Source organism: Paraburkholderia sp. (assembly GCF_035656215.1).
Taxonomy (GTDB): Bacteria; Pseudomonadota; Gammaproteobacteria; order Burkholderiales; family Burkholderiaceae; genus Paraburkholderia.
The window spans coordinates 1-12,283 of sequence record NZ_DASRSY010000319.1 but is presented as its reverse complement, the minus strand read 5'-3'; the positions used below and the strand labels follow the sequence as shown (position 1 = coordinate 12,283).

General features: G+C 62.5%; 10 protein-coding genes. All 10 read left to right on the top strand.

What is annotated here, in order from left to right; translation table 11 throughout:
* Nucleotides 1–8 precede the first annotated feature (8 nt).
* Entirely contained in the window at nucleotides 9–950 is a 942-nt protein-coding gene (locus VFE81_RS18285) for a UPF0280 family protein (protein ID WP_325045959.1), read from the top strand.
* Nucleotides 926–1,516, top strand: a complete 591-nt coding sequence (locus VFE81_RS18280) for an amino acid synthesis family protein (RefSeq protein ID WP_325045940.1) — start codon at nucleotides 926–928, stop codon at nucleotides 1,514–1,516. The genes VFE81_RS18285 and VFE81_RS18280 overlap by 25 nt, the downstream gene beginning before the upstream one ends.
* A gap of 106 nt (nucleotides 1,517–1,622) precedes the next feature.
* The gene (locus tag VFE81_RS18275; RefSeq protein WP_325045939.1) at nucleotides 1,623–2,207 is read left to right on the top strand and encodes an amino acid synthesis family protein; all 585 of its coding nucleotides are present in this window, start codon (nucleotides 1,623–1,625) and stop codon (nucleotides 2,205–2,207) included.
* An 18-nt stretch (nucleotides 2,208–2,225) separates the two neighbouring features.
* Nucleotides 2,226–4,166 (top strand): ABC transporter permease, encoded by a 1,941-nt coding sequence (locus VFE81_RS18270; protein WP_325045938.1) that lies wholly within the window; start codon nucleotides 2,226–2,228, stop codon nucleotides 4,164–4,166.
* Complete coding sequence (locus VFE81_RS18265) at nucleotides 4,163–4,972, top strand: ABC transporter ATP-binding protein (RefSeq protein ID WP_325045937.1); 810 nt, start codon at nucleotides 4,163–4,165, stop codon at nucleotides 4,970–4,972. The genes VFE81_RS18270 and VFE81_RS18265 overlap by 4 nt, the downstream gene beginning before the upstream one ends.
* The gene (locus VFE81_RS18260; RefSeq protein WP_325045936.1) at nucleotides 4,969–5,682 is read left to right on the top strand and encodes an ABC transporter ATP-binding protein; all 714 of its coding nucleotides are present in this window, start codon (nucleotides 4,969–4,971) and stop codon (nucleotides 5,680–5,682) included. The genes VFE81_RS18265 and VFE81_RS18260 overlap by 4 nt, the downstream gene beginning before the upstream one ends.
* 73 nt (nucleotides 5,683–5,755) lie before the next feature.
* Nucleotides 5,756–6,955, top strand: coding sequence for an amidohydrolase family protein (locus tag VFE81_RS18255; RefSeq protein ID WP_325045935.1), 1,200 nt, complete (start codon nucleotides 5,756–5,758; stop codon nucleotides 6,953–6,955).
* Between the two features lie 31 nt (nucleotides 6,956–6,986).
* Nucleotides 6,987–7,493, top strand: coding sequence for a (2Fe-2S)-binding protein (locus tag VFE81_RS18250; RefSeq protein ID WP_325045934.1), 507 nt, complete (start codon nucleotides 6,987–6,989; stop codon nucleotides 7,491–7,493).
* Nucleotides 7,490–11,101 carry a molybdopterin cofactor-binding domain-containing protein gene (locus VFE81_RS18245; RefSeq protein ID WP_325045933.1) on the top strand — a complete coding sequence of 1,204 codons (3,612 nt, stop codon included), beginning with the start codon at nucleotides 7,490–7,492 and terminating at the stop codon, nucleotides 11,099–11,101. The genes VFE81_RS18250 and VFE81_RS18245 overlap by 4 nt, the downstream gene beginning before the upstream one ends.
* 179 nt (nucleotides 11,102–11,280) lie before the next feature.
* Nucleotides 11,281–12,283: ABC transporter substrate-binding protein (locus tag VFE81_RS18240; RefSeq protein ID WP_325045932.1), on the top strand; the 1,003-nt coding region annotated here is incomplete at its 3' end.

Sequence of the window (12,283 nt, the reverse complement as noted above, 5' to 3'; positions counted from 1 at the left end):
CGAACACGATGAACGCAACCCGTACCCAACTCGATGCGGCCCGCTGGCATTGGCAGCATGGGCCAATCGATCTGATTCTCAGCGCGGACGGCGAGCCCCTGGCCGTGCAGGCAGCCTACGAGGCGTGCTGGGCGCGCTTTTCTGACGTGTTGCCTGAGTTGGTCGGCGAGTTGAAGCTGCTGCGGCAACCTGTGCCAAGCCATGCGGCTCATAGCGATTGCGCGTTGAAAGGCCCCGTAGCCCGCCGCATGTGGAGCGCATGTCATCCTCACCGTGCGCGCTACATCACGCCGATGGCAGCCGTGGCAGGCAGCGTCGCGGACGAATTGATCACGGCGTTCGCGCGTGAAGGCATATCGCGCGCTTTCATCAACAACGGTGGCGACATCGCACTTTATCTGACCAAAGGTCAGCAGTACCGCGTGGGCGTGTTCGCCGATCTGGTAGCGTTCTCCGGTGCGAGGCTGCCGGGCGATCTGGCTTTGGACGCGAACCTGACGCTCGACGATGCCACCCCGATTCGCGGCGTCGCGACAAGCGGCTGGCGCGGGCGCAGCTTCAGCCTCGGCATCGCCGACAGCGTGACCGTGCTCGCCCGCAACGCCGCCACCGCGGATGCCGCCGCGACGGTGATCGCCAACGCCGTCAATCTGGATCATGCGGGCATCGTACGCAGACCGGCTTCCTCATTGAAGGACGACAGCGATCTCGGTGACCTGCTCGTGACCGTCGACGTACCGTCCTTGCCGCAACCGTTGATCGATTTCGCGCTCGCACGTGGTGTCGACGCCACGCAGCGCTTACAGAAACAGGGCTTGATCGAAGGCGCCGCGTTGTTCCTGCAAGGGCGCGTGCGTGTCACCGGTGGTGCTCAGCAGAATGGCGCGTTGTTGACGCATCGCGCGCAAATAACTACGGAGGCTCCGTGTTCGAAATACGCCGCGTGCTGACGCACGTCGAAGACATTTTTCACGAGTTCGGACCCGCGCCCGCGCAGCCGCTACGGCGCGGCGCGATTGCCGCGGTGATGACGAATCCGTTCGCCGGCCGCTACGAAGCCAGGATCGAACACGCAATGGAAGCGCTCAAGCCAATCGGCTTCGACATGGCGCAACGGCTGCTCGCGGCAATGGCCGTGCCGCACGCATCGATCGAAAGCTACGGTAAAGGCGCAATTATCGGCTCGCGTGGTGAACTCGAGCACGGTGCGTTGTGGCATGTCCCCGGTGGCTATGCAATGCGCGAATTGCTGGAGAAGAACGGCGTGCCGACCAATGCCATCGTGCCGTCGACCAAGAAAGTCGGCGCGCCTTCCACCGCGCTCGATGTGCCGCTGACGCATGTCAACGCGAGCTACGTGCGCAGCCATTTCGATGCGATCGAAGTGCGCGTGCCCGGCGCCCCCGCTGCGGACGAGTTGGTGTATATCCTCGTGATGAGCACGGGCCAGCGCGTGCATGCGCGTGTCGGCGGACTGGCGAAAGGGGCGATTGTGGGCAAGGACGGCTTGCGCTGAATGGCGGTTGATTCACGCAATGCGCTAAAGCGCTAAATTGAAGTACTGGCTGAAGCAATGAGCTTAAGCAGTCAGACAGAACACGAATCGAATCCCGGAGATCGAGATGGCAATCAAGCTTCGCAAGCTGGTCGTGCAGGTCGATGAAACACGCATTGAAATGGGGCAGGCCATCGAGCCGCCGACGCGCCGTGCAGTCGCCATTGCGGTGATCGACAATCCCTATGCGGGCCGCTACGAGGCCAAACTGGACGCACTGATCGAAGCCGGTGAGGAACTGGGTGGATTGCTCGGCAACAAATGCGTCGAAGCGCTAGGCATCAAACCGGGCGAAGCGCAAAGCTATGGCAAGGCGGCAATCGTCGGTGAAGCGGGCGAACTCGAACATGCGGCCGCGATCCTGCATCCCAAGCTCGGCGCGCCGCTGCGGGTCGCGGTCGAAAAGGGTGCGGCGCTGGTGCCATCCGCGAAAAAAATGGGCACACTCGGCACCGCAATCGACGTGCCGTTGGGTCACAAGGACGCCGCCTTCGTGCGCAGTCATTTCGACGCGATCGAAGCGCGCGTGTCGGACGCGCCGCGCGCGAATGAAATCGTCGTCGCGGTCGCGGTGACGGCCTCCGGCCGGCCGCTGCCGCGGATCGGCGGCTTGCAGGTGAGTGAGATCAAGGGCGAAGACGGTTTGCGTTGAGTTCTTTCAAGGGTCGCGATGCTTTCGAATTTGCTGGTACAACTGGTCAATGGACTCGCCGACGCGTCGACGCTGTTTCTCGTCGCCGCCGGTTTGTCGCTGATCTTCGGCGTGACGCGCATCGTCAACTTCGCGCATGGCTCGTTCTATATGTTCGGCATCTATGTCGCGTATAGCATTGCGAGCCGCTTCGGGCACACGACGGGTGGCTTCTGGCTGTCGGTGCTGGCTGCTGCGCTGGTGGTCGCGGTGCTCGGCGCGCTGGTCGAAATGATCGTGTTACGGCGTATCTACCAGGCACCCGAGTTGTTTCATCTGCTGGCCACGTTCGCGCTGGTGCTGATTTTCCGCGACGCCGCGCTATGGCTATGGGGTCCGGAAGACCTGTTCGGCCCACGTGCGCCGCATCTGGCGGGCGCAGTCGATTTTCTCGGCCATCCGCTGCCGACCTACGATATCGCGCTGATCGTGATCGGGCCGGTGGTGTTGCTGCTGCTCTGGTACGCGTTGACGCGTACGCGCTGGGGCACGCTGGTGCGCGCCGCGACACAGGATCGCGAGATGCTCGGCGCGCTCGGCATCAATCAGGCGTGGCTGTTCACCGGGGTGTTTTTCGTCGGCGCGTTTCTCGCGGGGTTGGGCGGTGCGCTGCAAGGGCCGCGGATGTCGGCGAATCTGTCGCTGGATCTGGAGACCATCGGCAATGCGTTCGTCGTCGTCGTGGTCGGCGGCATGGGATCGATTCCTGGCGCGTTCGTCGCTGCGTTGCTGATCGCCGAGATCAAGGCTTTGTGCATCGGCATCGGCCACGTGTCGGTGTTTGGTATCGATCTGTCGTTGAGCCGCTTTACGCTCGTTGCAGAATTTGTCGTGATGGCGGTGGTGCTGGTGGTACGGCCCTGGGGCTTGCTAGGAAAAGCGAGCGCCGCGGTGCGGGGCATGGCCGCGCCTGAAGCGCCATTGAGGCCAGCAGGCAAGCGCCTGAAGTGGCTGGCGGCAATCGCGTTGCTGGTGCTGGTACTCGCGCCGCTTGCGGCCAATGCGTTTCCCTACATGCCCGTGTTGCTGGTTGAAATCCTGATCGCTGTGTTGTTCGCAACGAGTCTGCATTTCATCATGGGCCCCGGCGGCATGCATTCGTTCGGCCACGCCGCGTATTTCGGCCTGGGCGCCTACGGCGCGGCGCTGTTCCTCAAAGTCCTCAACCTGCCGATGGAAGCCGCGTTGCTGCTCGGCCCGCTGCTCGCGGTGGCAGGCGCACTTGTGTTCGGATGGTTTTGCGTGCGTCTCTCAGGCGTCTACCTCGCGATGCTGACGCTCGCGTTCGCGCAGATCGTCTGGTCGGTCGTGTTCCAGTGGGACGACGTGACGGGCGGCAGTAACGGCATTCTCGGCTTGTGGCCGTCGAACTGGTTGTCGTCGCCAGTGGCTTTTTATTATCTGACGCTCGCCTGCGCCGTGCTCGGTGTATGGCTGCTGCGCAAGATGCTTTTCTCGCCGCTTGGCTACGCGATGCGGGCGTCGCGCGATTCCGTGCTGCGCGCCGAGGCGATCGGCATCGATGTGAAACGCGTGCAGTGGGCGGCCTTCGTCGTCGCGTCGCTGTTTTGCGGGCTCGCCGGATCGCTTTATGCCTTCTCCAAAGGGACAATTTCACCGGAGGTCATCAGCGTGAGCCGCTCAGTGGATGGCCTCGTGATGGTGCTGCTAGGCGGCTTGCAGACCTTGACTGGCCCGATCGTCGGCGCCGCCGTGTTCACCTGGCTGCAGGACACCGTCGCGCGGCAAACCGATTATTGGCAGGCGTTGCTGGGCTTCGCCATTCTGCTGCTGGTGATTGCGTTTCCGCAGGGCATCGTCGGTTTTGTCCGTGAGCGTTTTGGCGACGACACGGTGGATAAGGCTGAAGAGCGCGCCTCATCGCCATCGCAAGGTACCGCGATCAAGGAGGGGCTATGAGCTTGCTGCGCGTCTCGGGCCTCTCCAAATCGTTCGGTGGCCTGAAAGCGGTCGACGATGTCTCCTTCAATCTCGAAGCCGGTCAGCTGTTAGCGCTGCTGGGTCCGAATGGCGCGGGCAAGTCGACCTGTTTCAACATGGTCAATGGGCAACTGCAGCCGTCGTCCGGTTCGATTCGCCTCGACGATCATGAACTGGTCGGCATGCGGCCACGCGATATCTGGCGACTGGGCGTCGGCCGCACGTTTCAGATCGCCGCGACCTTCAATTCGATGACCGTGCTTGAGAACGTGCAGATGGCCCTGGTCTCGCGTGAACGCAAGATATTTGGCCTGTGGAAACCCGCGGGCTCGCGCTACGCCGATGAAGCCATGATGCTACTCGAACAGGTCGGCATGGGCGCCGACGCGAACCGCGCCTGCGGTGTGCTCGCTTATGGCGACGTCAAACGCGTTGAACTCGCTATCGCACTGGCGAACCGCCCGAAGCTACTACTGATGGACGAGCCCACTGCCGGCATGGCGCCAAAGGAGCGCAACGAACTGATGGCGTTGACCAAGCGACTCGTCACTGAGCACAAAATCGGCGTGCTGTTTACCGAGCACAGCATGGACGTTGTATTCGCGTACGCCGATCGCATGATCGTGCTCGCGCGCGGCAAGCTGATCGCGGAAGGGGATGCCGAAACGATCCGCAACGACGCACGTGTACAGGAAGTTTATTTTGGCACTGGCAAGACCTTTCAGCCGCGTGCGCCGCTGCACGAAGCGGCAGGCGGCCATCAAGGGCAAGGAGCGCTGCAATGAGCGAGCCGATGCTGAAAGTCTCCGGTCTCAATGCGTTCTATGGCCGCGCGCACATTCTGTTCGACGTCGGCCTCGAAGTCGGCCGCGGCGAAGTGGTTGCGCTGATGGGCCGCAACGGCGCCGGCAAATCGACGACGATGAAAGCGGTGATGGGTCTGCTGCCGCGCCGTCAGGGCGAAGTGCGTTTTCGCGGGCAGAACATCACGGCGATGCCGCCGTATCGTATCGCACGCATGGGCATGGGTTTCGTGCCTGAAGACCGCCGCGTGTTTTCCGATCTGACCGTGATGGAAAACCTCGATACAGGCCGCCAGCCGCCGCGCGACGGCGCGCCTGAGTGGACGCCTGAAAAATTGTTCCGGCTCTTCCCCAATCTTGGCGAAATGCCGAAGCGCCCCGGCGGCCAGATGAGCGGCGGCGAGCAGCAGATGCTCACCGTCTCGCGCACGCTGATGGGCAATCCGTATCTGGTGCTGCTCGACGAACCGTCCGAGGGCGTCGCGCCCGTGATCGTCGAGCAGATGGCAAACATGATTCTCGAACTCAAACGCGAAGGGCTGTCGATTCTGTTGTCCGAACAGAACTTGCACTTCGCCGAGCTGGTCAGCGACCGCGCGTATGTCCTCGAAAAAGGACAGATTCGCTTCAGCGGCACGATCGGTGAACTCGCAAAGAACGAAACAGTGAGGCGCGCTTATCTGAGCGTGTAATTCCATCGGCGCATGAAGCGTGCAGCGCGTGCACGCATACTGCGCCGGACAGTCGTTGCGAAAGGAGAGGCAGATGGCAGCAGAGACGTTGACAGGCTTGTCGGGCAAGGTCGCAATCACGAACATCGGTCTGCTGTTATCCGGCGACATCGATCAGCCGATTCTCGACGCGAACACACTGGTGATCGATGACGGCGTGATCGTCGCGATCGGCAAGGAGAAAGATTGCGACCTCGAGGGCGCGCGGACGACGGTCGACTGCAAAGGCACCACGGTCGCCCCCGGCCTGATCGATTCGCACGTGCATCCGGTGTTCGGTGACTGGACGCCGCGCCAGAATCAGATGGGCTGGATCGAATCGAATCTGAACGGTGGCGTGACGACGATGATCTCCGCCGGCGAAGTGCATTTGCCTGGCCGTCCGAAAGACGTGGTCGGCGTAAAGGCGCTTGCTATTACGGCCCAACGTTCGTTCGAAGGGATGCGCGGCGCGGGCGTCGGTGGCGGCGTGAAAGTCATGGCGGGTGCGCCGGTGATCGAGAAGGGCATGGTCGAGGAGGATTTCAAGGAACTCTCGGAAGCGGGCGTGAAGCTGCTCGGCGAAGTGGGTCTAGGTAGCGTGAAGGGCGGCGAGGAAGCGGGGCAGATGGTCGCGTGGGCACGCAAGTACGGTATTCAAAGCACGATTCACACGGGCGGTCCGTCGATTCCCGGCTCGGGCCTGATCGATCGGGACGTGGTGCTCGCAGCCGACGCGGACGTGATCGGCCATATCAACGGCGGCCATACGTCGCTTTCCTATCGGCATGTCTGCGATCTATGCGAGCAATCGAGCCGCGCGCTCGAAATCGTTCACAACGGCAACGAGCGAATCGCGTTGCTCACCGCACGTCATGCGATCGAATTGAAGTGTCCGCATCGGATCATTCTCGGCACCGACAGCCCTGCGGGTTCCGGCGTGCAGCCGCTTGGCATTCTGCGGATGATCGCGCTGATCTCCAGCCTCGCCGACATCCCCGCTGAAATCGCCTTCTGCTTCGCGACCGGCAACACTGCACGACAACGCAATCTGCGGCAAGGGTTGATCGAAGTGGGCCGTCCCGCCGACCTCGTCTTTATGGACCGCGCGCAGCATACGGCTGCCGATACGCTGCTGGAAAGCGTGCAGCTCGGCGATATCCCCGGCGTCGGGATGGTGATGATCGATGGTTTGATCCGCTGCCGGCGCAGCCGCAATACGCCGCCGGCGACCGAAGTGCCGGTGGTGCTTTGAACGCGTGCCGCACGGCGTGGCCGGCATTTTCATGAACCGCCCGGCGCCGCTTGCGCTCCACGTCAACGGCGCGATGCATCTCGTCAGCGCAGCCGCTGACACGCCGCTGCTTTATCTGCTGCGTAACGACCTTGCATTGAACAGTCCGAAATTCGGCTGTGGACTTGGCGAGTGCGGCGCGTGCACGGTATTGCTCGATGGCATGCCGACGCGTTCATGCGTGACGACCGCGAAGGTTGCATTGGGGCGTGAAATCACCACGCTCGAAGGACTGGGCACGCGTAACGCGCTGCATCCGGTGCAGCAGGCTTTTATCGAAGAACAGGCCGCGCAGTGCGGCTATTGCCTGAACGGCATGATCATGACCGCCAAAGCGTTGCTCGATCGCGATCCGCATCCCAGTGTCGAGACGATTCGGCGGGAGTTGTCGCGCAATCTCTGCCGCTGCGGCACACATGTCGAGATCGTGCGTGCGGTACAGCGCGCAGCGGAATTGCTCGCCATGCAACCGGTGCTGGATCAGGGAGCGCGCGCATGACCGGGCCGGATTTCAGTGTCGATCGCCGGGCTGTGCCGCCGTCGCGGCAGCAGCTCTATGACGCGCAGAATGTGCTGATCGTCACGCGGCCGCCGCAAGCGCCGGTGCGAGCCGCGGTTGGACAACCGGGGTCGCGGTCATCGTTCGTGCCGACGGAAGTGGACATGTTTCTCGTCGTGCGCGACGACGGCAGCGTGGTCGCGTTCAACGGACATGTCGATCTCGGTACCGGTATCGGCACGGCACTCGCGCAGATCGTCGCAGAAGAGCTCGACGTGCCGCTGACGCGTGTATCGATCGTGCTGGGACACACGAACGAAGCGCCGAATCAGGGGCCCACGATTGCGAGCGCCACGATCCAGATTTCGGCCGTGCCGTTGCGGCACGCGGCGGCGCAGGCGCGGCAGTTTCTGTTGGCGGAAGCGGCGCGACGCCTGAACGTAAGTGCCGACAAACTCGATGTGCGCGACGGTGTGGTTGTTCAGCGCGAGGGCGACTTAATAAAGGGCATGAGTTACGGCGAATTGATCGCCGGGCGGCGCGTCGAATTAACGCTCTCGACCGATGCGCCTTTGAAATCGCCAGACGCGTATAAGATCGTCGGCAAGAGCACGCCGCGCGTCGATATTCCGGCAAAGGCAACCGGCGAATTGAGCTTCGTGCATGACGTGCGCGTGCCGGGCATGCTGCATGGCCGTGTCGTGCGGCCGCCTTATGCGGGTGTTGCGCAGGGCGACTTCATGGGCAACAGTCTGCTGCATGTCGATGAAGAGTCCATCAGTGACCTGCCCGGCATCGTCAAGGTCGTGGTGATTCGCGATTTCGTCGGCATCGTGGCTGAGCGCGAAGAGGTCGCGCAGCAGGCGGTGAAGCGGTTGAATGTGCGGTGGAAAGCCGTAGAGGGTTTGCCGCCGCTCGAAACCAGCGAGGAAGTGGAAGCTGCGCTAAGAGCGAATCCGGCCACACGACGCGATCTGATAATCGAAGGCGACGTCGACGCGGCACTCGCACAAGACCCGACTCGAACGCTGGAACGGACCTACGTATGGCCGTTTCAGATGCATGCGTCGATTGGACCGTCGTGCGCGGTGGCCGACTACCGGGATGCGAAGCTGAAAGTCTGGTCGGGCACGCAGAATCCCCATTCGTTGCGCGCCGATCTCGCTTTGCTGATGACACTGGATGAAGCGCACATCGAAATCGTGCGCATGGACGCGGCAGGTTGCTACGGCCGTAATTGCGCGGACGATGTCGCCGCCGACGCCGCGCTACTATCGCGTGCAACCGGCAGTCCGGTGCGCGTGCAACTATCGCGCGAAGACGAGCATGCGTGGGAGCCGAAAGGCGCCGCGCAATTGATGGATGTGCGCGGCGCTTTAAGTGCGGAAGGCGAGCTCGCTGCCTACGACTTCGCGACGCGCTATCCGTCGAACGATGCCCCCACGTTAGCGCTGCTGCTCACCGGAACCATCTCCGCGCAGCCGCAAGTATTCGAAATGGGCGACCGCACGTCCGTGCCCCCGTACGACTACCGGACCATGCGCATTGTCTGCGATGACACGCCGCCAATCGTGCGAGCGTCGTGGCTAAGGGGCGTGTCCGCGTTGCCTAACACGTTCGCGCATGAGTCCTTCATCGACGAACTTGCGGTGGAAGCGGGCGTCGATCCCGTTGAGTTTCGGCTGAAGCATCTCACTGATCCGCGTGCGATCGATCTCGTCAAGGCCGTGGCCGAGAAGGCTGGCTGGCAAGCTCGTGATATCGCCACGAAAGAATTTCAGGAAGACGGCGACATTGCGCGCGGCAGAGGCTTCGCTTACGCCCGCTACGTGCATAGCAAATTTCCCGGCTTCGGCGCGGCATGGTCCGCGTGGGTCGCCGACGTCGAGGTGAATCGCAAGAGCGGTGAGCTTGCCGTGACGCGCGTGGTGGTCGGTCAGGACGCCGGCACGATGGTGAACCCGGACGGCGTGCGTCATCAGATACATGGCAACGTGATTCAGGCGACCAGCCGCGCGCTGAAAGAGCGCGTGACGTTCGGCGAGAACGCGGTGACGAGTCAGGAGTGGGGCGCCTATCCGATCCTGACGTTCCGTGAAGTGCCGGTAATCGAAGTGGTGATGATGCCACGCCATGGCGAGCCGCCGATGGGCACCGGTGAATCGGCGTCGCTGCCTGGCGCCGCGGCAATCGCCAACGCGCTGTACGACGCGACAGGTGTGCGTTTTCGCAGGCCACCGTTCACACCGGAGACCATTCGCGCCGCGCTCGCCGATGCGCAAGCGGAAGAAGCGGCCGCGCGCAAAAAGAAGCGTTGGCGGCGCGGTTTTCTCGGCGTTTTCGCCGCGGGCGCGGCTGGTTGGCTGGGTGCGCTGGCGATGTCGCCACACGCCATTGCACCGATTACGCCGCCGCTCGCGAGCGCGTTTGCGCCCGAACTGGTGGCGCGCGGCAAACTGCTTGCGTCGCTGGGTAATTGTGCGGTTTGCCATACCGCGCACAACGGTGTGCCGAATGCAGGCGGCAAACCGCTCGATACGCCATTCGGCACCGTCTACAGCACCAACATCACGCCCGATGGACAGACCGGCATCGGCAAATGGTCGTTCGAAGCATTCGTACGGGCGATGCGGCAAGGGATAGGCCGCGACGGGCATCGTCTGTACCCCGTGTTTCCCTACACGTCGTTCAAAAACACGTCCGACGACGATCTGAAAGCGCTCTACGCGTACCTGATGGCGCAAACGCCGGTGCGTTCCAGACCGCCGGAAACGAAGCTGGCGTATCCGTTCAGCGTACGGCCGTTGATGGCTGTGTGGAACGGGCTCTTCCTCGGACGCAATACGTTTACCGCCAGCGCGACGCAAAGTGCGCAATGGAATCGCGGGGCGTATCTGGTGAACGGCCTCGGTCATTGCAGCGCATGCCATACCCCGCGCAATGCATTCGGCGCCGAGAAAACCGGCGCGGCGTTCATGGGCGGCGGCATGGCGGAAGGATGGGAAGCCCCCGCGTTATCGACGCTTTCCAACTCACCCGTGCCCTGGAGCGAAGACGAACTGTTCAGCTATCTGCGCTACGGGCACGCGCCGCTGCATGGCGTGGCGGCCGGGCCGATGGCGCCGGTTGTTAGCGATCTGGCGGCGTTGCCCGACAGCGACATTCGTGCGATGGCGACGTATCTGGCGTCTTTGAGTCCCCTGGAGCCCAACGCGGATCCTGTGGCGATGGCGCGTCAATACGAGCAGGCCAGCACGATTACGGGTACGGCAACAGGCCTTGGTGCACGTCTCTTCGATGGCGCGTGCGCCGCCTGTCATCACACGGGCAGTGGGCCGCAATTGTTTGGCGCGCATCCGTCGCTGGCGCTTAACACGAATCTGCACAGCACGACGCCTGATAATCTGATTCGTGTGATTCTCGATGGTATCGGCTCGCCTGCGCGCCCCGAACTCGGTACGATGCCGGCTTACCGCGACAGTTTCAACGATGCCCAGGTCGCCGAACTCGTGTCATACCTGCGTCAGCAATTTGCCGGCGGCAAGCCGGCATGGCAGGACGTCACGGCGAGCGTCGCCAGAATCCGCGCGACGCCGCGGGCAGAGTGACGTTGCGGAACGCATTGCAGCAGGGTTTGCAGCGCGGTTTGCAGCATCGCTCGCAGCACCATTTGCAGTACAGCTCGCAGCACAACGCGTAACACGGCTCGCCGAACGAATCGCGAAACGCTTCAACGCTTGATAAAAACGACCGCATTCCCGCAATCCTTTTGATAACGGAGAAACGCATGACCACGCGCGCAGGATGGATCTCTCGCCTCACGGTTTCAACGGTGCTATCGCTTGCTGCTTTCGGCGCGAGCGCACAGCAGACCATCAAGATCGGGGAAATCAACAGCTACAAGGCGCAGCCCGCCTTTCTCGGGCCTTACAAGAACGGCTGGAATCTCGCGCTCGAGCAGGTGAATGCGGCGGGCGGCGTACTCGGCAAACAACTCGAAGTGGTATCGCGCGACGACAACGGTAATCCGGGCGACACGATCCGCGTTGCACAGGAGTTGATTGCACGCGAGCAGGTGCAATTGCTGTTCGGCGGTTTCCTGTCGAACACGGGTCTCGCGCTGACCGACTTCGCGAAGCAGAAGAAGATTTTCTTCCTCGCGGCCGAGCCGTTGACTGACAAGATCGTTTGGGCCGACGGCAACAAATACACGTACCGTCTGCGTCCTTCGACGTATATGCAGGTCGCGATGCTGGTGCCCGAGGCGGTGAAGCTGAAGAAGAAGCGCTGGGCGCTGGTGTATCCGAACTACGAGTACGGACAATCGGCGGTGGCGACGTTCAAGAAGCTGATGACGGCGGCGCAGCCGGACGTGCAGTTTGTCGCCGAACAGGCGACGCCGCTGGGCAATGTCGATGCTGGCGCGGTCACACAGGCGATCGCCGATGCGAAGCCGGATGCGATTTTCAACGTGTTGTTCGGTGCCGATCTCGGCAAGTTTGTGCGTGAGGGCAATACGCGCGGTTTGTTTAAGGACCGGAGTGTGGTGTCGTTGCTGACGGGCGAGCCGGATTATCTCGATCCGCTGGGGGCCGAGGCGCCGACTGGCTGGATCGTGACGGGCTATCCGTGGTATTCGATCGATACCGCGGCGAACAAGAAATTTGTCGATGCGTATCAGGCGAAGTATCACGACTATCCGCGGCTTGGGTCGGTGGTGGGGTATTCGGCGCTGATGTCGATAGCGGATGGGATCAAGAAGGCTGGGTCTACGGATTCGGATAAGCTCG

Coding starts and splice junctions, on each gene's coding strand:
- VFE81_RS18285 (WP_325045959.1), top strand. CDS start 9: ATGAACGCAACCCGTACCCAACTCGATGCGGCCCGCTGGCATTGGCAG.
- VFE81_RS18275 (WP_325045939.1), top strand. CDS start 1,623: ATGGCAATCAAGCTTCGCAAGCTGGTCGTGCAGGTCGATGAAACACGC.
- VFE81_RS18270 (WP_325045938.1), top strand. CDS start 2,226: ATGCTTTCGAATTTGCTGGTACAACTGGTCAATGGACTCGCCGACGCG.
- VFE81_RS18265 (WP_325045937.1), top strand. CDS start 4,163: ATGAGCTTGCTGCGCGTCTCGGGCCTCTCCAAATCGTTCGGTGGCCTG.
- VFE81_RS18260 (WP_325045936.1), top strand. CDS start 4,969: ATGAGCGAGCCGATGCTGAAAGTCTCCGGTCTCAATGCGTTCTATGGC.
- VFE81_RS18255 (WP_325045935.1), top strand. CDS start 5,756: ATGGCAGCAGAGACGTTGACAGGCTTGTCGGGCAAGGTCGCAATCACG.
- VFE81_RS18250 (WP_325045934.1), top strand. CDS start 6,987: ATGAACCGCCCGGCGCCGCTTGCGCTCCACGTCAACGGCGCGATGCAT.
- VFE81_RS18245 (WP_325045933.1), top strand. CDS start 7,490: ATGACCGGGCCGGATTTCAGTGTCGATCGCCGGGCTGTGCCGCCGTCG.